The organism is Niallia sp. Man26 (assembly GCF_022049065.2).
In the GTDB taxonomy this organism is placed as follows: Bacteria; Bacillota; Bacilli; order Bacillales; family Cytobacillaceae; genus Niallia.
In genome coordinates this window covers 2,333,901-2,352,803 of the sequence record NZ_CP095743.1, presented here as the reverse complement: position 1 = coordinate 2,352,803, position 18,903 = coordinate 2,333,901, and the positions used below count along the sequence as shown (strand labels likewise).

Below are 18,903 nucleotides of genomic sequence, written 5' to 3'. Positions count from 1 at the left end.
AAACGGGCAAACTTTCTTTAGCTAAAGTGTAGAGGAGGGTAATTTTGTTCAAAAAGCGAAAGTTCATTCTTTTTGTTGCTGTTGCCGCAAGTCTTTTTATGGTGTCAAACGTCCATGCTGAAACAAAGGAGAATGCTCCAATCACATACGGCATTCAGCTGCTCGAATGGAAGGAAGCAGATAAGGTCATTCCACGTTACAGCAAGTTTTCCATTTATGATATGGAAACAGGCAAGTTATTTCATGCACAGCGGAGAGCAGGGTCACAGCATGCTGATGTCCAGCCACTTACAACAGCTGATACAAAGATTATGAAAGAAATCTACGGCGGAAAATGGAGCTGGAAAAGAAGATCGATTCTTGTTTTGAAGGATGACCAAGTGCTAGCTGCATCGATGCATGGGATGCCACATGGAGCAGGAGCATTACAGAATAAGTTTCCAGGCCATTTTTGTATTCATTTTTTAGGAAGCACTACCCATAAGACCGACAATATGGATTTATCACATAAGCTCATGGTATATAAAGCAGCTGGTATTTTAAAAATGGAGCTAGACAAGCAAGATCCAAATGATACTGTGCGCTCCTTTGTTGCAGGAATGAAAGAGCAGGATAATACAATCTTAAACCACTTAAGTACAGAAAAACTGGATTGGCGAGCTGCTTTGGAAGAACTGGAAAATGTAAAGCTGTTTAAAGTGGAGGAGACAAAGGACTATCAATTTGAAACTGTTTTACACATAAACTTGGAGTGGCAGCTTTATATTCAAAATGAGAAAAGAAAAAGTGAAATGAAAAGGCTGACGTTAGTCAGAACTTCACCTATTGAGCCGTGGAAAGTTTTAATTGATGACGAGTTTTTTCCATTATAGAAACAAAAGCCGTATGCAGATGCATACGGCTTATCTTGTTTGTTTATTAGCGCATCTCTCCAAATTTAGCAAAAGTTCTTTCTTCATCTACCAGTCCGCAAGCTGCACATTGGATACGATTGTCAGGACCGTTATAGCCAATATGAAATGGGGAAAGATTATCTGCTGTATACTCTTCTACAATATTTCCAGTTTGAGGGTCTAACTTTACAGATTGGGGCACTTGGCGGATAATATTGAATCTGCTTCTATTTGTCCGGCAATTTGGGCAAGCATAAGGTGTACTCATAACTATACTTCCTTCCATCTTTATATCTTCTTCTTCCTTTTTACTATTCCACCTTTTTTTGGATATATACAGCCCTTTTTTCAGTAGTAACAATTATTGATTTCCTGTTATGTAAGTCAAGTTATTGTCATATTTGTTATGAACAGACTGTGCTTCAAAACTTGTCAATACTTAATTTCATACTTAATATGTATCTGCTGGATAATTAAGTAAAATAATTTGAACTTCTAATGAATTAGAAAAGTTTTCACCATGCTTTGGGCGATAAGTGGTTTAAGCGAAATAAAAGCTGCTGCAGCTAATTAGCTTTTACTTGTTGGATATTTTATCCACAAATATGACAAAAATCGTATGATATGATTTTTCTGTAAGCAAGCCTTTAATACGATATTAAGAAATTCATATTTTAGGAGGATTTTTTAGATGAAGAAAAAGTTAATCTTTTCAACAGCAGCAGCTGCAGCTCTATTCATGTCAAATCCGGTTATGCATCAGGCAGATGCAGCTTCTAATCAAGAGAGAGAAGCGGTGAAAGTAACGTATCAATCATATAATCTTAATGAAGAGCAAATCAATGCCTTAATGAAGCAGTTTTCAGGTAATATTGATATAAATAAGTTGCTTAAAAACTATTATGGCAGCACAAGCAACACTGTAAACAAGGAGACAGCAACAACAAAAGCACCTACAAACACAACAGCAACTGACAATAAAACAACTACAACAGCAAACACTGCTAATGCACAGGATACAACGGCAAACCAACAGAAGACGGAAGCCACACAAACTTCTTCAAGTGTGAGTGCATTTGAAAAAGAGGTTGTTGAATTGACAAATGCAGAGAGAGCTAAACAAGGTCTTCCTGCTTTAACTCTAGATACAGAGTTAAGCAAAGTTGCAAGAGCTAAGTCTGAGGATATGAGCAAGAACAATTATTTTGATCATACAAGCCCGACATATGGCAGCCCATTTGATATGATGAAGCAATTTGGTGTTTCCTATAAAGCAGCTGGCGAAAACATTGCTAAAGGTCAAACAACACCAGAGCAAGTGGTGAAAGCATGGATGAACAGTGAAGGCCATCGCGCTAATATTTTAAGCAGCAATTTCACTCATATTGGGGTAGGCTATGTAGCTGACGGGAATTACTGGACACAGCAATTTATAGGTAAATAATAGTTGTTGAAAAAACCAAAGGAATAGTTCCTTTGGTTTTTTTCTTTATGTGAAAATTTCCGCGTTTTTGAATTTTATTTTATTTTCTGTAGCTGTGTACTTTAGTGGTTTTTTTGATGAGAAATTTATATAATGGTTTTTCATATAGTTCATTTTAGAAAAAATGAAATAGTCTCAAGTAAACGGGGAATAATAAAGAAATACTATAATAGGAGAATTGAGCGTGGAAATTAGACTAGCAACGATAAATGACTTAGATGCAATTATGAATATAGCAGCAAAAACAATAAAAATAATGAATGAAGAAGGAAATGACCAATGGTCTGATAAATATCCTGCTGAAAAGGATTTTAAAACAGATATTGAAAACAGTTCTGCATTTGTTGCAATCATGGATGAAGAAGTAGTCGGCTCTATTGCGATTGACCGTATCGGCGGTAAAAACTATGATTTAATTGAATGGACATTAACGGAAAAAAACTTTTATGTTATTCACAGGCTAATGGTTGATCCTGAAATACGCGGCGGGGGAATAGCAAGCAAGCTCCTTGCTTTCGCTGAAATTTTTGCTATTGAAAATGACACATTCTATTTAAAAACAGACACATATGCCATCAATGAAAAAGCACAAAATCTGTTTCTGAAAAATGGCTTTAACAAAGTAGGAGAATTACATTTTCCTGGAAAAGAACGACCTTTCTACTGCTTCGATAAAAGCTTTAAATAATGGGTAACAAACAAGAAAAATCAACTCAAAGCAACCGAGTTGATTTTTTATTTCGATGCAGGCGGTATTTGGATGATTAGTATTCCGTTTTTAAATTGGAAAGAAAGCTCTTCCTTCCTAATGGCATATGGCAATGTAATCACTTTATGGAAACTCCGGTTTTGCCTTTCTTTTAAATAATAGGCATACTCTTCACAAAGTGTCTTAAAATGCCCAGCAATATGAAGCGTATGATCTTCACACTTAACGGCAACATTTTCCGGGGTCATGCCCGGAAGCTCTACTTCAATATAACAAACTCCATTCTTTGTATAAAAATCACAAGGGGGAAACTGATTATTGCTTTTAATGGCATTCCTACCATTAAAAAAATGCTGCTGGCTTGGCGAGTCTTGAAATAAGTTATTCCAGAGCATATCATTAGTTGGATTTTCATGAAACTGATAAATTTTTTCCAGGTTTTCAAACGACATAATTTTCGGCACACCCTTTCTCGGAAGATTAATGTAGATCCGACACTTCGATCTCAGAATATTGCACCTGTGTGTTTTTTTGAATCATGATTTCTAATACACCATCTTTATAATTGGCTGTTGATCCCTTTCTTCTGACAAGGGAAGGAAGATTAATTGTATGTTTGCTTTCTTCATCTGGTATATGTTGAATAATCAATTGACTGGAGGTGTAGTATACCTTTACTCTTTCCAGCCAAATTTCTTCCTTAATAGGAATTCGTACATAGACGTGATGGTGTGTTTCAAATACTAGATAATCAAATTTGTTCGGCTCAGCTCCTGTTTGTCGATTCGTCATTTGTGACATGTTTTGGAACATTTCATCAGTGTTCATTTTCTGCAGAGATTCTGGCATCAGCTTATCCATCATATCATGTACATACTTTTGAATCTCGGCAGGTCTCATTTGCTGCATTTTGTTTTTCGTGTCTTTATTAAAAGGGAATAAATTCCATGGGAACATTGGAAATTCATCCTTTCTTTCAGAAGTGCTCGATTTTTTTATATCATATTCATTTGCACCCAATTCGTGTTATTATCGCTTGTATTAATTTTCCACTCTGTTGACGGGTAAAAGGAACAGTTGTTTTTATCCTATTGATGATAAGATAATAATATTATTTTACGAAAATTAGGTGCATGGATTTGGATACTTATAAAAACTGATGAACAGTTTGTTATATAACTACATGATTGGATTTTTTTTAGCCGTTTTTGGGGTTGGCGGTGCCTTTATGTTCACCAGTTTAAATATTAGGACAAAGATATGCGAATACTCTGTTTTATTATGGTTATTTCAGAAGTTTTTAACTACGGTAGTCAGCATCAGTGTTCTTCCATTAGTAATTATCTTGCTGTCCACAAGAGTCAAGATGATTGACAGTGGTGATATTCAAGATTTTCCGTTTTGGAATTGGGCCATTGTAATCCTTTTTATAACGATTGTTTAATCCGTTTTAACGGCAAGATTCCTCTCTAAGGGTATAATCACACCTATCTATCAGCTGAAAAATTTAATGGAGAGTGTTGGCACAAGCAAGTATTCCGAGCCAAACAGCATGGTATATACAGACGAGTTTGCTGAATTGTTCAAAGGCTTTCATGAAATGAATGAAACAATCATTCAGCGTGAAAAGATTAATAAACAGCTCTTAGACAGTTTTATGATGGTGCTCAGTACCACCCTTAATGCCGAGATCAATACACCGCAGGCCATTCAAATAGGGTTGCCGGCTATACCCAGTTAATTGGGCAAAACTTAAAGCTGCCTACAAGTGAGTTGGAGTTATTGTATAAATCAGCGATATTGCATGATATTGGCAAAATAGGTATTCCTGATAATGTTTTGTTAAAGGAAGGGAAGCTGACAGAGGAAGATTCATGCACATAAAACACATCCAGTCATTGGTGAAAACATCCTTAAACAAGTACAGCCGCAAAAAGAAATGGCCACCATTCTTGAAGATGTGCGAAGTCATCATGAAAGATTTGATGGAAAAGGCTATCCTGACGGACTAAAAGGCGAAGAAATATCCTTCTTTGGCAGTGGCTGATGCGTTTGATGCAATGACGTCAGACAGGACATACAGAAAGGGGATGCCAGTTTCTAAGGCCCTGTCCATCTTGCATGAAGGCAGAGGCACACAATGGTGGATGCATTTATTGAAATGATGGCTAAAAATGAGCCAATAAAATAAATAGTGTGAAAGAAAAAAGGAGGAATCGTCTTGATTCCTCCTTTATTTATGTGCCAAGGCCTGTTTTTTCTGAACGGAATACAGTCTGCTGCTTAAAAAAACAGCACCTGTTGCCAAACCGGCAATTAAGCCGATCCAATAGCCGAAAGGACCGAGACTTGAATAATTGGCAAGCAGATAACCGCAAGGAAGTCCAATCACCCAATAGCTGACAAGTGTCATAATCAAGGTAATATTAACATCCTTATAACCTCGTAATGCTCCTTGAACAGGTGCCTGGATGGCATCTGAAAGCTGGAAGAATATCGCATATATAAGGAAGCTTGCTGTCAGCTTTAACACCTCAGCATCATTTGTATAAATGCCTGCTATCGGACCTCTGAAAGCCATCAGGATGATGCCGCTCACAAAAGCAATGCTGATGGCAGTGAAAACACCCATCCAGCTGTATTGTTTTGCATCCTTCAGCCTGCCTGCACCAACTTCGAAACCAACCAATATTGTCAGCGCCGTTGAAATGCTCAGCGGAACCATATACAGAAGGGAAGCGAAATTAATAGCTGATTGATGAGCAGCAATGGTATTCGTGTCATAATTGCTCATTAACAATGTCACCGCACTGAAAATGCTTGTTTCAAAAAAGATCGAGAATCCGATTGGCACACCAATCTTCAAGATTTCCTTCCATTTTTCCCAAGAGACAGCATGGAATTTACTAAGCAATTTAAATCCAGCAAATGGCTGATTATGATAAACAATATGGAGTGCAGTTAACAGCATGTACCAATATGTAATACTTGTAGCGTAGCCTGTGCCGACACCGCCCATCTCTGGGAATATCCAAATACCGTTAATGAATACGTAATTCAGCCCAATATTGACCGGCAGTGCAGAAAGCGTAATAAACATTGTTACTTGTGTTTGGCCAAGGGCATCGATGAAGGACCGCAGCACAAAATAAAAGAAAATCGGAATAATGCCTGTGCTCAATGCAGCTAAGTAATGGAAGGCAATGTCTTGAACCTCTTGTTCAAGACCCATACTCTGCAAGATAGGTTTTAGGAAAACGGCTCCTAGAATGATTAATAGAACTGCCATTGATAATGACAGATAGATTGCTTGAACGACGGAGAAACTGACCTTCGATTCCTCTTTTCTGCCGACTGCTTGAGCGACAATCGGAGGGACAGCAAGCAATATACCGCTTAAGCCAGTATAAATAGGGGTCCATAAAGAACTTCCGACAGCAACTCCAGCAAGATCAATCGGACTGTAATGACCAGCCATCGTTGTATCAAAAAAAGTAAGACCGAACATGCCCACCTGTGTGACTAGAACAGGCAGTAAAATAACTAACATTTGCTTGAGTTTTTGCTTTGTTGTAAAGGTTTGATTCATCATATTTCCTCACTTTTGTTCAATAACGTTTCGATTATATCACAGATAAAAGGAAAATATGGCAAAACAGCATGACTTTTCTGTTGTTAATTTAGCCATGAGAGAATAATCTGTCTGCGGTGTTTAATTCAGCTGGCATCTCTACATGGACAGTGCTTTTCGGAACAGCAAATGCTACATCTTTTTTCTCGATAATTTCGATAATTTGAAAATTAATATCTTCTTTTGTTTGTAAATACCCATTATAATCGGTAGCTTTTGTGAAAAAGTAAATTAATATATCAGCACTGCTGTCATTTAAGGACTCAAGAGAAACAAGAATGGTTTCAGGGTGAACACCAGGATGACGCTCGAGCACTGCTTTCATATTGGCAATGGTAGCTTGTAATCTTTCTTTTTTCGTGTGAATATCAACCTTTAAGTAAAACGAAACTTGCCGTTTTCCCATTTTAGACCAATTAATAATTGGTTCATTGGCAAGCGTTGAATTTGGAACCGTTACAAGTGCTTGTGCGAAAGTCCGTACTTTGGTGCTTCTAAACGTAATATCTTCAATTGTACCTTCTACACTCGGCGTTTTAATCCAGTCCCCAATCGTAAATGGCTTTTCTGTCACCAGGACTACTCCGCCAAAAAGGTTGCTGACCGTTTCCTTTGCTGCAAGAGCAATCGCAAGTCCCCCAAGCCCAAGTCCTGCGATAAATCCATTTATATTAAAACCCCATTCCTGAGCAATAATGCTAAAACCGAGCATAAGAACAAGTGTTTTTAACATTTTTGTTATAAAAGGCACGATAATCTTATCTACATTAATATCCAGCTTTGTCATAAGCTTAGGAAACAATAGGGTGGTCACACTGCTCAAGTTAAACAATCCCCACGTTAACAGCCCGATAAAACAGGAGCGGACGAGACTAGATTCAAAACTTACAGTCTGAATAGGGAGGAACAGGAAGGCTAACTGTATGCCAATGACAACGAACACCCAGCGTACAGGCTTTTCAAAAGCAACAAGAACAGTGCTTGCAGCATGAATTTTTTTCTTTTTTGTGTAGCTGAGAATTAACTTGAAAAAATAGTTAGTAAACCATTTGCGCAGCAGGAGGCTTGCTCCAAATACGATTGCTGCAAGCAATATACTTGCCCAAATATGAGTATTCAAAAATTCAATCATAAAAAAATACACTCCTATATAGAAAGTTGTCCTATGTGTACTATATTAGGAAGGGAAGGTAAGTATGACTCACGAAGTAAGCTTGTATGCTAAATAAGTGTAAGTAATAACTATTTATGGTATTATCTGTATAAAATTACAAGGAGATAGGTTTATGAGACGAGCTACTATCGGTCTGCTGTTGCTTCTTTACATGATGTCTGGTTGTCAGCAATATGGGATAAAAAATATAGGTGTAGAACAGGTTGTTGACAATCATAATCAAATTGAAAATTTAGATGGATTAAATAGATTTATAGATAAGGTAAAGAAGGGAAAAGAAGCAAAAGTGAACTTTGTTTCATACGGGATAGAAGGACAGCGTATGGTTGAAAGATTAATCTTTAACGGAAAGCAAATCAATATTTCTGCAAGTGTTGATGGTGATTCTCTTGAGGAATACATGTGTAAGGATATTTTTATGAAAGTGGAAGAAACGGAAAAAAAGTACATACTAAGCGAATGTACTGGAAGTTCAGGTGAAAGTGATGGGAAGGAAATATTGACTGTACCAAACGAGTAAATGCCCAGGAATAAATCCTGAGCATTTTTTTGACCTTTATAATTATGCCTCCATCAGATCGTCTGTCTGTTCCTGGTTGGAGCGCATTGTATATAGTGTAAAAACATCTTTAGGGACTTCAAATAATTCGTAGCTTACTCCTGTTTCTTCCTTGAGTTTTTCTACAATCGATTTTCTTGTCTCATTAGCATGTACGGCATAAGGGAGTTTTTCTGCTGCTTTAACGGAACGGAGATTATGCTCTCTTATGCGCATTAAAATACTGTTAATATTCAGCTCAAAGAAGGCTTCTGAAAAAAACAGTTCCTTGGCTATTTTATTATATCCTTTTCCATGATAAGGTTTGCCTATCCAAGTTCCTAAAAACCCGATGCCGTCTTGAATATCATAAAGATTAATGGTTCCTATCGGATTATGCCATTCATCAAGAATGGTACGAGAGATCAGTTCACCTTTTTCTTCTGCTTCTATCGTCTGTTTTGTGATAAATAAATATTCTTCATAAGATGCCGCTTTTTGGCGGACAAAGGGAAATACATCCGGATGCTTCATCATTTCAAATAGGACAGCGCAATCTTCCAATTCACGTTTTTTCAGCATAAAAATACCCTCCTTATACATGAGGGCAGTGTGTGCAAAGGAAAAACAAAAAGTGCCTCCGCCCTCGAAATTTTTTATCAACTTGTAGCTTGTAAAAAATTTCGGGGTGGGAATCGAACCCACTAGAACCTAATTAGGTGGCGCACCATTTGCCTTCCCTATATTTTATTTATTGTTTTCCTGCAATAATATCGTACTGCTTCTATTTTACAAAAAAAGTCTTGAAAATAATATAGGTAATTGTAATGTTTTTGTAAATACTTTATTTATTTTTTTTCTTGCGGAATTGCAGAAGTACGTATGCAGCCAGCAGCACAACAGCTCCAATAATAATTGGTGTAATATAAGGTTTTGCATATGTTTCAATATTTTCCCAATGATCACCTAAACGCATTCCCAGCAACAGAAATAAGACGGTCCATGGAATAATCGCTGCAGTCGTATAAAGGGTGAATTGGCCAATTGGCATTCTTGCAAGCCCGGCTGGAATCGAAATAGCATGTCTGACAACAGGGATAAACCGAGCCAGAAAAATCATGCCCGTCCCATATTTAAGAAACCATTTTTCAGAAGCATCCACATGAGAGCTTTTGATTAAAATATACTTCCCGTATCTGTCGATAAATGGTCTTCCGCCATACAGCGCAATCCAATATAAAAACAGTTGGGCAATCGTTCCGCCGATAACACCGGCAATGAGAGCACCGAAAAAATTAATATGGCCAGAATGGATTAAATAGCCTCCATAGCTTAAAACAATTTCACTTGGTATTACTTCGACCATTAAACCTAAAGCTATACCCATATAGCCTAAGGATGATAAAAAGTCAAAGATTGTATGTACTAGTTCAGACACTTACATCTCTCCCGCTTATTGAAAATATTTGTATTTTATTTGTAGAATAGACAATCATTAGTATACATGACGTGTAAGAAAAAATGAAATAAGAATTTAGGATGAAAGATTAATAGGTGAATACCTAAAGGAATAATAGTCCATTTACCTTAAAATTATCTTAACATCCCAATTAAGAAAAAAGGGCAAAAAAACTGAAACATATTAACACTATGCTCGTATATAATAAGACAACATATTATTGAAACCCAAAAGGGAGGACAAAATGAATTTCCACAAAGAAGTAACTCATGATGAAAGAATATTTGCCATGCTTATTTATGTTTCCAGTTTTTTTACAGCATTTCTTGGTCCATTAGTTATTTATTTAATAAAAAGTGATTCAGAATTTGTAAAATATCATGGTAAAGAGTATTTTAATTTCCTTATCTCGTACGCCATTTACAGTTTTATTAGCTGGTTGCTGATTTTTGTGCTTGTCGGCTTTGTTCTAATGCCAATCGTTGCACTTCTTGGCTTCATCTTTACGATTATAGCTGCTATTAAGTCATATGAAGGTTCTGATTATCGTATACCTCTTACCATTCGTTTTATTAGGTAACTGGAGAAAAAGAGACAATTTTTTAACTAAGGAATTTTCTTTTAAGATTAGTTGCCGTTAAAAATGCTCGGTTTGGGAGCAACTATATATTCTGATGCGTTTTTAAGACTTCTTCTTAACGAAGAAAGTCTTTTTTTTTTCCTTTCATGAGCTTAATCGATTATGATAGTTAAGAATGAAGGTAAGAGAAAGAAGGATAGAAATGAAGGAAAATATCGGTTTAGTGCTGGAAGGGGGAGGCATGCGCGGGGTTTATACTGCCGGTGCGCTTGAGTGCTTTCTGGAGCATAATGTCTATTTCCCATATGTAATCGGAGTTTCAGCAGGGGCAAGCTATGGGGCCTCTTATATGTCTCAGCAAGCTGGCAGAAACAAAAAGGTAAGCTTGGATTATGTTACAGATCCAAGATATATGTCATGGCGAAATTTTCGACAAACAGGTCAATTCTTCGGGATGGACTTCATTTACAATCAGATTCCTAACACGATGGTTCCGTTTGATTATGAAGCGTTTTATGGCAATGAAGCAGAATTTAAAATTGGTGCAACAGATATTCAAACAGGCGAAAGTGTATTTTATGGCAAACAAGATTATAAAGAGGAGCTCCTAAAAGCTTTGGAAGCCTCTAGCTCTCTGCCATTTTTAGCACCCGTTGTTGATTTCAAAGGGAGGAAACTGCTAGATGGCGGCATTTCCGATCCGATTCCCTTAAAAAGGGCGCAAGAGGATGGCTTTAAAAGAAATGTTGTCATTTTAACAAGGAATCTCGGTTATCGTAAATCTAAATCACGTTTTGCTTTTTTTGTGAGACGAAAGTATCCCCAATTCAAAGGATTGCAGCAAGCAATGGAAGCAAGATACAAATTATATAATGAAACACTGGAATATGTGGAACAGGAAGAGAAAAAAGGAAATATCATGGTAGTAAGACCGCAGGAAAAGCTGGTCGTTGGACGCATGGAGAGAAATCCGCAAAAGCTGGAAAATCTATACATGCAAGGCTATCGCGATGCCAAGGCAGCTCTGGGAAAATGGAAAGAGCAACAATTTATTTAAAGTTAGAAACCCCAATGGTAATATTCCCATTGGGGTTTTTCGATTAGTAGAAGAGTCAAAAACCTAGTATCTTCATTTTGCCAATTGCCAAAAATTCACGAATAGTAAGCGGGATAATAACAGAAGCGGGTGTTTTAGCTGCAAGAGGATAGGCCTTCATCCCTTTTTTCTCGGCTATAGTGACAGCCCTGTATAGGTGGAAGTCGCTGCTTGCGATAACCGCTTCTGTAATATTATATAAATCCATGCTGTTTTGCAGGTTTTCATACGTCGATGTAGACTGATCTTCTAAAAGGATTTTATCTTCTGCAATATTATTTGCGAGCAGATAGTTTTTGAGAGCCGCAGCCTCTGTTATATTTTCGCCATTTCCTTTGCCTCCTGTAACAACGATTTTTGCCTGTTTATTATTATTCCAGTAGGAAATAGCAGCATCAGCCCGGTTTTTTAATACTTTGGACAACTCGTCACCATCCACCTTTGCTCCGAGAATAATAATATAAGGAATACCTTCAGGGGGAACAGCAGAAGCAGTTCTTTTCATCTTCACATAATAATAAGACGTAGAAGCAAGCAATAGAACAGCACAAAAAATAATAACGAATTTCATTTTTTTCAAAAATATCACTCCAATCAATCATAGATGATAGAGGCTGTTAATAGAATATAGAATACTAGATTATAACGGAAAATATCAGTAAGGAGCCATGTTTGTGATGAATATAGAAAAGTACTACAGACAATCAGCCACTGCCTTCTTAAACGCGAGCCTTATTAGCTGTATTCCAGTCATCTTCTTTATTGCACTGTTCATTAGCGTTAAGCTGAATCGTCTATTTCTTCTTCTAATCATACCATTTTGCTTATACAGCATTACAGCGTTTGCCTCTTATTTAATTCAAAGAAGGCGCTGTGAGAGGCTTACAGATACATTGGAGGCGCAGAAGGTTACCTCTATTCTCCAATCGAAGACGGTCTTGTTATCCTTTTTACCTGCACCTTCTTTAAGAATGCTTATCTTTGATAGTGAGGGCACAGTGCTCGGCGAGATTAGGGATGACAAATTTACGTTATTTCGATGGTATTTGCCGCCGTTTTTCGATATATTCACAGCAAAAACGTATGGGTTCTATAATGGGGAAAACATGCTGCAATATCAGTTTACAGTCAAAAAACAATGTGTTGAAATTAGAAACAGAAAAAAACAGCTTATCAGCAAGTTGGAAGAGAAGCGGACAGACAAAGCAACGAAAACTGTTTATAAATATGAAAAAAAAGAGCTGTGCTTGAAAAGATCGCTTGCTTTTACCGATTATTGTTTAGAAGATGAACGAGGCATTGCCATTGTAAATGTCAAAAAGGGATGGATGCCAAAAGATTGGCAAAAGCGATTTCTAGATCCGAACCATCCTGTTGTTTCCATCCATCATTCTGCTTCTAATAAGGATATTATTCATATTTATGCCATATTGGCAAAAATATTTGCTTATAAGGATCATTAATAAAAATACTTGATTGGTGAATTGCTCCTTTCAAACACATATGGAATAAAGTTAAGGCTGGCAAAGTGATTGCCAGCCTTAACTTTATTGATAGCTTTTCAATACAATTGCCGAGTTATGGCCGCCAAAACCGAAGGAATTAGATAATCCAATTGTTATTGGCGCTTTTCTCGCTTCGTTTGGCACATAGTCCAAATCACAGTCAGCGTCATTCTTTTTCAAGTTGATAGTTGGCGGAATAAGCTGATGCAAAAGACTTTTAATAAGAGCGACTGCTTCTGCACCGCCTGCTGCGCCCAACATATGGCCAAGCATTGATTTATTTGCTGTTACAGGTATGCGATAGGCATCTTGGCCAAACAGTTTTTTGATCGCAAGCGTTTCTGATAAATCACCAACCTTTGTGCTTGTTGCATGGGCACTGATTACGTCAACATCTGCAGGTGAAATGTTGGCTTTTCTCAATGCATTTCGCATGGCTGAATAAGCACCTGTGCCTTCAGGGTGGGAAGCAACCATATGATAAGCATCAGAGCTTGCTCCGTATCCAATTACTTCACAGAGGATAGGCGCATTTCGTTTAACTGCATGTTCTAATGATTCTAGCACTAAAATCCCTGCACCTTCACTCATCACAAACCCATCTCGTTCTTCCTCAAATGGACGGCTTGCGAGCTCAGGTTCCTCGTTTCGTGTCGATAGAGCTCGTGCATTTCCGAAACTTGCGAGAGATAATGGGGATATGGCAGCTTCTGCACCACCAGCAAACATAATATCTGCATCATCATTGCGAATCGCGTTAAAAGCTTCACCTATTGACGTATTTCCAATGGAACATGCCGTAACAGGGGAGAGGGAAGGACCTAATGCGCCTAGCCTTATGCTGATTTGCGCCGCAGCTGCATTAGAAATCATCATCGGAACTAGATTTGGACTAACCCTGTTTGGACCTCTGTCATTTAATATATTTACATTATCAATGAGTGTGTTCAAGCCGCCGATTCCTGAACCGACGTATACTCCAAGCCTTTCTTTGTCGACTACTTCCAAATCAAGTTCTGAACTATTTAAAGCTTCTTCTGCTGCCGCTAATGCAAATTGTGCGAAGCGGTCCAGTTTTTTTGCTTCCTTTGCTCCCCATCTGCCGACTGCATCAAAATCTGCAATCATTCCTGCAATAGTTGTTTTGGAATTAGATACATCAAACTGGTCAATTTTGCGAATGCCAGATATTCCTTTAGAGAGATTTTCCCAAAACTGCTCTACATTATTTCCGATTGGTGAGATAACACCCATTCCAGTCACAACGACTCTTTTCATTATACATTCCTCCAAAAGCTTGTTTTTTTCTTTATTTTATCGTTTACTTATCCTATTACAAGTTGTAGTTTATCCTAGTATAAATAGTACTATCTTAAAAAGGAGTGAAAAGAATGAATGACGAGATTCGATTGCGAGCATTATCTGAGTTTCTAAAGATGAAACGGGCAAAGCTTCAGCCGGCGATGGTCGGACTGCCTTTAGGCGGGAGGCGAAGAACAACAGGGCTTCGCAGGGAAGAAGTAGCCCAGCTTGCCGGTGTAAGCACCACATGGTATACATGGCTTGAGCAGGGCAGAGACATAAAAGTGTCCATTTCTGTATTAGAAGCCGTTTCAGATGCATTACGATTGAACAAGGATGAAAAGCGGTATTTATTTGGACTGGCATTGGAGGAGACAAAAAATGCTGGTATTCCAATGGAGGAAGGGGAACTGATTACACCTTCTATAAGGAGAATATTGAGCGAACTTCACTACTGTCCGACCATCATTACAGACAGGCGAAGCTATATCGTCGGCTGGAACGAAGCAGCTGCACAAGTTTTTTTGGATTTTAATATGCTTTCCCTTGAAAATAGAAACTTAATTGAGCTGTTATTTGCTAGAAAAGAATTAAGAGCCCTAGCTGTAAATTGGGAACATTTCGCTAAAGGTTTTCTCTCTATTTTTCGCACGTACTTAGGGCAGTATATGGCAGATGATTGGTACTCTGAGTTTATCGAAACAATGATTGATAAATACCCTGATTTTGAAGTGATGTGGAATGAAAGTGAAGTCAGCTCAGCTCCAGAGGTGATGATTGAATTTCGCCATTCAAAGGCTGGGAAAATGCTGTACAATCTCACTTCGCTTCAGGTTCATGGGATGAATGATTTAAGATGCAGCATCTACACACCAGTAGATGGATCAGGAACAGAGGAAAAGCTGAAGCAGCTGCTTAAAAGGGAGAGCAAATAGCCATTGTGAAACAATTTCCCTTCATATAAAATGAAAGAAAAAGGATAAGAAAGGTGAATACATCATGCTTGACGACTTTTTAGTAAACGGTTTCTTTCTTTTTTTATTTTGCTGCTTTATTCCGCTGTTATTTGTTTTAAGGAATGGCCAAATGGAAAATAAGAAATCACTCCTCATCTTATCATCTTCTGCTGCAATTATAGCATGCATAAGTTTTCCTATTAAGGTTGGTAATGGTATTCTTTTTGATTTGCGATTGGTCGCTCAGATTTTTGGTTCCTTGTATGGAGGTCCCATTGCTGCTCTCGTTTTAGCTTTAGTAAATATATTATACAGAAGCTTGTTTGATGGAATAGGTGTAATCAATACTCTTGTTGTTGCTCCCATTCATTTGATTGGACTGTTATTTGTGCGAAGGTGGTTCTTGCAGAGATCTATTAAGCAGAAAGTCTTTTACAGCTTTTTAATCGGGATTTTTTCTACGATAATTACTTTAGCGGCAGTCAGATGGGTGTCTGGTATTGGTATTCCTATTAAGCTCGCATTGCAATATGCGCTAATCCAATCTATCGTATTATGCTTAATTATTTATGTAGTAGAGGTCATTCAAAAACTGTGGAACGTTCAAAATAAAATATTTCAAGCTCAAAAGATGGAAACAGTCAGTCAACTGGCAGCTTCCATTTCCCATGAAGTACGAAATCCGTTGACATCTGTAAAGGGTTTTATGCAGCTTTTGCAGGAAACGGCTTTAAATGATAATCAAAAAAATTATTTAGACATATCGTTAAGTGAGCTTGACAAGGCAGTTAAGGTAATTGAGGACTATCTGGCATTTGCTAATCCCAACCCAATGGATGGAATAGAAGCATTAAACGTGGAAGAAGAAATACAGCGAATCACTCAGGTGCTTCATCCTCTGGCGAATAAGAGCTCCATACGTATGGAAGTGGAGACAAGCACCATACATATTATGGGCAACCAGCAATATTTCAGCCAATGCCTTGTGAACATATGCAAAAATGCAATCGAGGCAATGGAGGAGCACTCCAGCGGCATTCTTGTGATAAAAACAATAAAACAAAAACAAGAAGCCGTGATATCCATAAGTGATACAGGTATTGGCATGAGTAAGGAGGAAGTGTCAAGATTGGGAGAACCATATTATTCTACAAAAGGAAAAAATGGCACTGGTCTTGGTATGATGTTTGTATACAATTGTATAAAAGAAATGGGAGGGAGCATTCAAGTTGAAAGTGAAAAAGGAAACGGCACTAAATTTGTAATTCGGCTCCCGATATTATATCCTGCAAAACTAGAAAAAACGGATCAAGCTTCTTGATCCGTTTCTTTTTTTGTATGCAGCTCTTTTAATCACCGGCAACATTATTTGTTGGCTTGCTTAGCCTCTCGATAACTTTACGTTTTCTGTAAAACATCTCGCCTGTTTCGGCTATGTCGTGAATCATCGAGCGGTTGGAAAAGGCGCCGAATACAATCCCGAAGACCGGCACCATCTGAAATAGCTTTTTCCAGCCGAAAGCATCCCGATAGGCGAATACAACCTCTTTCCAGCCTTGCATTTCAAGGACAACCTCTCTTTGAACCTTCTCAGAATTATCATCAAAATGGGATAGCTGGTCCAGAATGGTGTTTTTGCCCATAACGTCTGCAGAAACATATTGTAGGCATTTAATAATAAAGATTCTTTCTTTTTTTTCATTTGGATTATAGCCATAACAAATGGCGATGTCTTGAAGAATTTTTATTTGCATCGACAGCAGCAAGGGAATATCGATGCCTAAAGTAAATAAGCCGCCAATCCCTGTACTTGCACCTTGTAATGTTGCTATTGTTTTTCGGCTTTTTGTGAGCTTTCCGACGGCTGCTTTCATTTCAACGAGGGGGAGATCCTTTACTTCTTCAAAATTTTCAACGTTAAGATGCTTATAATATTTTTTGGAAGAAGAGATGTCGCTCAGCAATTTTCCGCCGCTTTGAATGTAATTTCCCATTTCATCAAGCAATTGGCCGATTTTATTTTGAATGAAAGCAGGTGTTAATTTATCAATCAACTTGAAGGGCAGCCGGCTTAGCTTTTCCCAAAACCAAAGACCGCTTTGATCCTTCTCCCATTTCTTCACTTCATCCAATTCTTTTAATAAAAAAGCTTCATTTTCTGTCATACATTAGCTCCATTCTTACTAAATATTTTTCGTTTGTTTATTGTTAATACGTCTAATACTATCAATAAGTTACATTTATTTTCTCAAATAAATGCACTAAAAAAATTGAAGCAGAGTAGTTGCATTATGCGTATATCTAGTGTAAACTAGCAACAATTAAATAGTAAAGGACCACGACGTTGTGGTCGCCTTCGGGGTAGGGTGAAATTCCCAACCGGCGGTGATGAGTGTATAAATACTCTAAGCCCGTGACCCGGCTTATGAATAATAAGACGGTGGATTTGGTGAGAAACCAAAGCCGACAGTATAGTCTGGATGGGAGAAGGCAAACAGAAGCTGCTATCATTCTAAAATGGAATGAAAGTGTGTTTAGTATGAACAGGTGTATTTTCAGGTACGCTTTTTTGACGATGACTTTTTAGTTAAAAATCAAAAAAAGCTGCTCTTTTTTGGCGTAACCTTTAAAATATGAAGCCGCTTATTTGTTGTACAATCTCCCGTATAAATATTTATACGGGATTTTTTATTTTTATTTGATTTATCAACTGTAGGCAGGCATTGCATGATTTTATGAAGGAATGGTCAAAATGAAAAAAACTGGATTACATACAGCAGCGGTTTATATTTTGTTCTCATTAATAACTAAACTAGATTTGCTTTTAAACGCCCCAATTATGGTGTTAAGGCAGCTATTTAATAAAAATCCTGCAATATTAACTAGAGGAGGAAGCTTATTGTTTACTGGTATTGTCGAGGAAACGGGTGTGGTAAAAAATATTTCAAAAACTGGCAAAACCCTTGTCCTTGCCATACAAGCGAAAGTCATCATGGAAGATATGAAATTAGGGGACAGTATTTCTGTAAACGGAGTTTGCCTTACTGTTACTAGCTTCAAACAACATGAATTCACAGCAGATGTAATGCCCGAAACCTTTAAGGATACATCTCTATCCCGCCTGACAAATGGTTCGTTTGTCAACCTAGAAAGGGCTATGGCAGCAAATGGCAGGTTTGGTGGTCATTTTGTAACAGGCCATATAGATTGTGTTGGCAGAATATTGGAGAGAAAAACTATCGAAAACAGCATCAGCGTGGAAATAGAAGTCCCAGAACAATTCTCTCATCTTATTTTAGAGAAGGGATCTATTGCAGTGGACGGAACGAGCCTGACCATTTTCGAGACGAAAGACCATTCTGTAGGTGTAAGCATCATTCCCCATACTTCTTCCGAGTCGGTTGTCGGTAAGAAGCAGGTCGGAGATATCGTAAATCTTGAATTTGATATGATGGCAAAATATTTTTATTCGTTTATGAACAGAGACAAGGCAAACAGCAGCCGTGCCAGCAACATTACCCCTGACTTTTTGAAGGAAAACGGCTTCTATTAAGGCAAAACATTTAAACTCAAAAAA

General features: G+C 37.8%; 23 protein-coding genes, 1 pseudogene and 1 riboswitch. Of the genes and pseudogenes, 14 read left to right on the top strand and 10 right to left on the bottom strand.

Annotation, left to right across the window (positions count from 1 at the left end):
* Positions 1 to 44 precede the first annotated feature (44 nt).
* The gene (locus L8T27_RS11860) at positions 45 to 872 is read left to right on the top strand and encodes a hypothetical protein (protein WP_233313486.1); all 828 of its coding nucleotides are present in this window, start codon (positions 45 to 47) and stop codon (positions 870 to 872) included.
* 46 nt (positions 873 to 918) lie between these two features.
* Here the strand turns inward: L8T27_RS11860 and L8T27_RS11855 are convergent, their stop codons facing one another.
* Positions 919 to 1,161 carry a DNA alkylation repair protein gene (locus L8T27_RS11855; RefSeq protein WP_233313487.1) on the bottom strand — a complete coding sequence of 81 codons (243 nt, stop codon included), beginning with the start codon at positions 1,159 to 1,161 and terminating at the stop codon, positions 919 to 921.
* Positions 1,162 to 1,584: 423 nt separating this feature from the next.
* Between L8T27_RS11855 and L8T27_RS11850 the strand changes: the two genes are divergently transcribed.
* On the top strand, positions 1,585 to 2,337 hold the full coding sequence (locus L8T27_RS11850; protein WP_237941614.1) for a CAP domain-containing protein: 753 nt from the start codon (positions 1,585 to 1,587) through the stop codon (positions 2,335 to 2,337).
* Between the two features lie 223 nt (positions 2,338 to 2,560).
* On the top strand, positions 2,561 to 3,064 hold the full coding sequence (locus tag L8T27_RS11845) for a GNAT family N-acetyltransferase (protein ID WP_233313489.1): 504 nt from the start codon (positions 2,561 to 2,563) through the stop codon (positions 3,062 to 3,064).
* 47 nt (positions 3,065 to 3,111) lie between these two features.
* Here L8T27_RS11845 and L8T27_RS11840 read toward each other — a convergent pair whose 3' ends face one another.
* Positions 3,112 to 3,537 (bottom strand): Hsp20/alpha crystallin family protein, encoded by a 426-nt coding sequence (locus tag L8T27_RS11840; protein WP_233313490.1) that lies wholly within the window; start codon positions 3,535 to 3,537, stop codon positions 3,112 to 3,114.
* 28 nt (positions 3,538 to 3,565) lie between these two features.
* Positions 3,566 to 4,042 (bottom strand): Hsp20/alpha crystallin family protein, encoded by a 477-nt coding sequence (locus tag L8T27_RS11835; RefSeq protein ID WP_233313491.1) that lies wholly within the window; start codon positions 4,040 to 4,042, stop codon positions 3,566 to 3,568.
* Positions 4,043 to 4,244: 202 nt separating this feature from the next.
* Between L8T27_RS11835 and L8T27_RS11830 the strand changes: the two genes are divergently transcribed.
* The 4 genes and pseudogenes from L8T27_RS11830 (at position 4,245) to L8T27_RS28930 (ending at position 5,250) form a co-directional block, all read left to right on the top strand.
* Positions 4,245 to 4,529: a hypothetical protein gene (locus L8T27_RS11830; protein WP_237941612.1), complete on the top strand. Its 285-nt coding sequence runs from the start codon at positions 4,245 to 4,247 to the stop codon at positions 4,527 to 4,529.
* A gap of 66 nt (positions 4,530 to 4,595) precedes the next feature.
* Positions 4,596 to 4,826 carry a hypothetical protein gene (locus L8T27_RS11825; RefSeq protein WP_237941611.1) on the top strand — a complete coding sequence of 77 codons (231 nt, stop codon included), beginning with the start codon at positions 4,596 to 4,598 and terminating at the stop codon, positions 4,824 to 4,826.
* Positions 4,826 to 4,969, top strand: coding sequence for an HD domain-containing protein (locus L8T27_RS11820; protein WP_349238811.1), 144 nt, complete (start codon positions 4,826 to 4,828; stop codon positions 4,967 to 4,969). Before L8T27_RS11825 ends, L8T27_RS11820 begins: the two co-directional genes overlap by 1 nt.
* Before the next feature lie 55 nt (positions 4,970 to 5,024).
* A pseudogene (locus L8T27_RS28930) lies at positions 5,025 to 5,250 on the top strand (HD-GYP domain-containing protein).
* Positions 5,251 to 5,318: 68 nt separating this feature from the next.
* Here the strand turns inward: L8T27_RS28930 and L8T27_RS11810 are convergent.
* Together L8T27_RS11810 and L8T27_RS11805 are read right to left on the bottom strand one after the other, a co-directional pair.
* A complete protein-coding gene (locus L8T27_RS11810; protein WP_233314729.1) occupies positions 5,319 to 6,674 on the bottom strand; it encodes an MATE family efflux transporter in 1,356 nt (451 codons plus the stop codon).
* Positions 6,675 to 6,765: 91 nt separating this feature from the next.
* Complete coding sequence (locus L8T27_RS11805; RefSeq protein ID WP_233313494.1) at positions 6,766 to 7,848, bottom strand: mechanosensitive ion channel family protein; 1,083 nt, start codon at positions 7,846 to 7,848, stop codon at positions 6,766 to 6,768.
* A 154-nt stretch (positions 7,849 to 8,002) separates the two neighbouring features.
* Between L8T27_RS11805 and L8T27_RS11800 the strand changes: the two genes are divergently transcribed.
* Positions 8,003 to 8,410, top strand: coding sequence for a DUF4362 domain-containing protein (locus L8T27_RS11800; RefSeq protein ID WP_233313495.1), 408 nt, complete (start codon positions 8,003 to 8,005; stop codon positions 8,408 to 8,410).
* Between the two features lie 42 nt (positions 8,411 to 8,452).
* Here L8T27_RS11800 and L8T27_RS11795 read toward each other — a convergent pair whose 3' ends face one another.
* The gene (locus L8T27_RS11795; RefSeq protein WP_233313496.1) at positions 8,453 to 9,010 is read right to left on the bottom strand and encodes a GNAT family N-acetyltransferase; all 558 of its coding nucleotides are present in this window, start codon (positions 9,008 to 9,010) and stop codon (positions 8,453 to 8,455) included.
* Positions 9,011 to 9,272: 262 nt separating this feature from the next.
* The gene (uptA, locus tag L8T27_RS11790) at positions 9,273 to 9,866 is read right to left on the bottom strand and encodes an undecaprenyl phosphate transporter UptA (protein WP_233313497.1); all 594 of its coding nucleotides are present in this window, start codon (positions 9,864 to 9,866) and stop codon (positions 9,273 to 9,275) included.
* Positions 9,867 to 10,131: 265 nt separating this feature from the next.
* Here uptA and L8T27_RS11785 point away from each other — a divergent pair, with 265 nt between their 5' ends.
* A complete protein-coding gene (locus tag L8T27_RS11785) occupies positions 10,132 to 10,467 on the top strand; it encodes a DUF4870 domain-containing protein (RefSeq protein WP_233313498.1) in 336 nt (111 codons plus the stop codon).
* 202 nt (positions 10,468 to 10,669) lie between these two features.
* Positions 10,670 to 11,524 (top strand): patatin-like phospholipase family protein, encoded by an 855-nt coding sequence (locus L8T27_RS11780; protein ID WP_237941610.1) that lies wholly within the window; start codon positions 10,670 to 10,672, stop codon positions 11,522 to 11,524.
* A 55-nt stretch (positions 11,525 to 11,579) separates the two neighbouring features.
* On the opposite strand, the gene L8T27_RS11775 is transcribed toward L8T27_RS11780, so the two are convergent.
* Complete coding sequence (locus tag L8T27_RS11775) at positions 11,580 to 12,134, bottom strand: YdcF family protein (RefSeq protein ID WP_233314730.1); 555 nt, start codon at positions 12,132 to 12,134, stop codon at positions 11,580 to 11,582.
* A 103-nt stretch (positions 12,135 to 12,237) separates the two neighbouring features.
* Here L8T27_RS11775 and L8T27_RS11770 point away from each other — a divergent pair, with 103 nt between their 5' ends.
* On the top strand, positions 12,238 to 13,026 hold the full coding sequence (locus L8T27_RS11770; RefSeq protein WP_237941609.1) for a hypothetical protein: 789 nt from the start codon (positions 12,238 to 12,240) through the stop codon (positions 13,024 to 13,026).
* A gap of 84 nt (positions 13,027 to 13,110) precedes the next feature.
* Here the strand turns inward: L8T27_RS11770 and fabF are convergent, their stop codons facing one another.
* A complete protein-coding gene (gene fabF / locus L8T27_RS11765) occupies positions 13,111 to 14,346 on the bottom strand; it encodes a beta-ketoacyl-ACP synthase II (RefSeq protein ID WP_237941608.1) in 1,236 nt (411 codons plus the stop codon).
* Positions 14,347 to 14,459: 113 nt separating this feature from the next.
* On the opposite strand from fabF, the gene L8T27_RS11760 reads away from it, so the two are divergent.
* Both L8T27_RS11760 and L8T27_RS11755 read left to right on the top strand, forming a co-directional pair.
* Positions 14,460 to 15,305: a helix-turn-helix transcriptional regulator gene (locus L8T27_RS11760; RefSeq protein WP_237941607.1), complete on the top strand. Its 846-nt coding sequence runs from the start codon at positions 14,460 to 14,462 to the stop codon at positions 15,303 to 15,305.
* 64 nt (positions 15,306 to 15,369) lie between these two features.
* Positions 15,370 to 16,647, top strand: coding sequence for a sensor histidine kinase (locus L8T27_RS11755; RefSeq protein WP_233313503.1), 1,278 nt, complete (start codon positions 15,370 to 15,372; stop codon positions 16,645 to 16,647).
* A gap of 28 nt (positions 16,648 to 16,675) precedes the next feature.
* Here L8T27_RS11755 and L8T27_RS11750 read toward each other — a convergent pair whose 3' ends face one another.
* Positions 16,676 to 17,491, bottom strand: coding sequence for an EcsC family protein (locus tag L8T27_RS11750; RefSeq protein ID WP_233313504.1), 816 nt, complete (start codon positions 17,489 to 17,491; stop codon positions 16,676 to 16,678).
* A gap of 183 nt (positions 17,492 to 17,674) precedes the next feature.
* A riboswitch (FMN riboswitch) is annotated at positions 17,675 to 17,822 on the top strand.
* A 403-nt stretch (positions 17,823 to 18,225) separates the two neighbouring features.
* On the opposite strand from L8T27_RS11750, the gene ribE reads away from it, so the two are divergent.
* Complete coding sequence (gene ribE / locus L8T27_RS11745; protein ID WP_237942306.1) at positions 18,226 to 18,879, top strand: riboflavin synthase; 654 nt, start codon at positions 18,226 to 18,228, stop codon at positions 18,877 to 18,879.
* The last annotated feature ends 24 nt before the right edge of the window (positions 18,880 to 18,903 follow it).

Excerpts from the sequence above, each read along its gene's own strand:
- L8T27_RS11855 (WP_233313487.1), bottom strand. The coding sequence starts at position 1,161 with ATGAGTACACCTTATGCTTGCCCAAATTGCCGGACAAATAGAAGCAGA.
- L8T27_RS11850 (WP_237941614.1), top strand. The coding sequence starts at position 1,585 with ATGAAGAAAAAGTTAATCTTTTCAACAGCAGCAGCTGCAGCTCTATTC.
- L8T27_RS11840 (WP_233313490.1), bottom strand. The coding sequence starts at position 3,537 with ATGTCGTTTGAAAACCTGGAAAAAATTTATCAGTTTCATGAAAATCCA.
- L8T27_RS11835 (WP_233313491.1), bottom strand. The coding sequence starts at position 4,042 with ATGTTCCCATGGAATTTATTCCCTTTTAATAAAGACACGAAAAACAAA.
- L8T27_RS11830 (WP_237941612.1), top strand. The coding sequence starts at position 4,245 with ATGAACAGTTTGTTATATAACTACATGATTGGATTTTTTTTAGCCGTT.
- L8T27_RS11825 (WP_237941611.1), top strand. The coding sequence starts at position 4,596 with ATGGAGAGTGTTGGCACAAGCAAGTATTCCGAGCCAAACAGCATGGTA.
- L8T27_RS11810 (WP_233314729.1), bottom strand. The coding sequence starts at position 6,674 with ATGAATCAAACCTTTACAACAAAGCAAAAACTCAAGCAAATGTTAGTT.
- L8T27_RS11805 (WP_233313494.1), bottom strand. The coding sequence starts at position 7,848 with ATGATTGAATTTTTGAATACTCATATTTGGGCAAGTATATTGCTTGCA.
- L8T27_RS11800 (WP_233313495.1), top strand. The coding sequence starts at position 8,003 with ATGAGACGAGCTACTATCGGTCTGCTGTTGCTTCTTTACATGATGTCT.
- L8T27_RS11795 (WP_233313496.1), bottom strand. The coding sequence starts at position 9,010 with ATGCTGAAAAAACGTGAATTGGAAGATTGCGCTGTCCTATTTGAAATG.
- L8T27_RS11785 (WP_233313498.1), top strand. The coding sequence starts at position 10,132 with ATGAATTTCCACAAAGAAGTAACTCATGATGAAAGAATATTTGCCATG.
- L8T27_RS11780 (WP_237941610.1), top strand. The coding sequence starts at position 10,670 with ATGAAGGAAAATATCGGTTTAGTGCTGGAAGGGGGAGGCATGCGCGGG.
- L8T27_RS11775 (WP_233314730.1), bottom strand. The coding sequence starts at position 12,134 with ATGAAATTCGTTATTATTTTTTGTGCTGTTCTATTGCTTGCTTCTACG.
- fabF (WP_237941608.1), bottom strand. The coding sequence starts at position 14,346 with ATGAAAAGAGTCGTTGTGACTGGAATGGGTGTTATCTCACCAATCGGA.
- L8T27_RS11760 (WP_237941607.1), top strand. The coding sequence starts at position 14,460 with ATGAATGACGAGATTCGATTGCGAGCATTATCTGAGTTTCTAAAGATG.
- L8T27_RS11755 (WP_233313503.1), top strand. The coding sequence starts at position 15,370 with ATGCTTGACGACTTTTTAGTAAACGGTTTCTTTCTTTTTTTATTTTGC.
- L8T27_RS11750 (WP_233313504.1), bottom strand. The coding sequence starts at position 17,491 with ATGACAGAAAATGAAGCTTTTTTATTAAAAGAATTGGATGAAGTGAAG.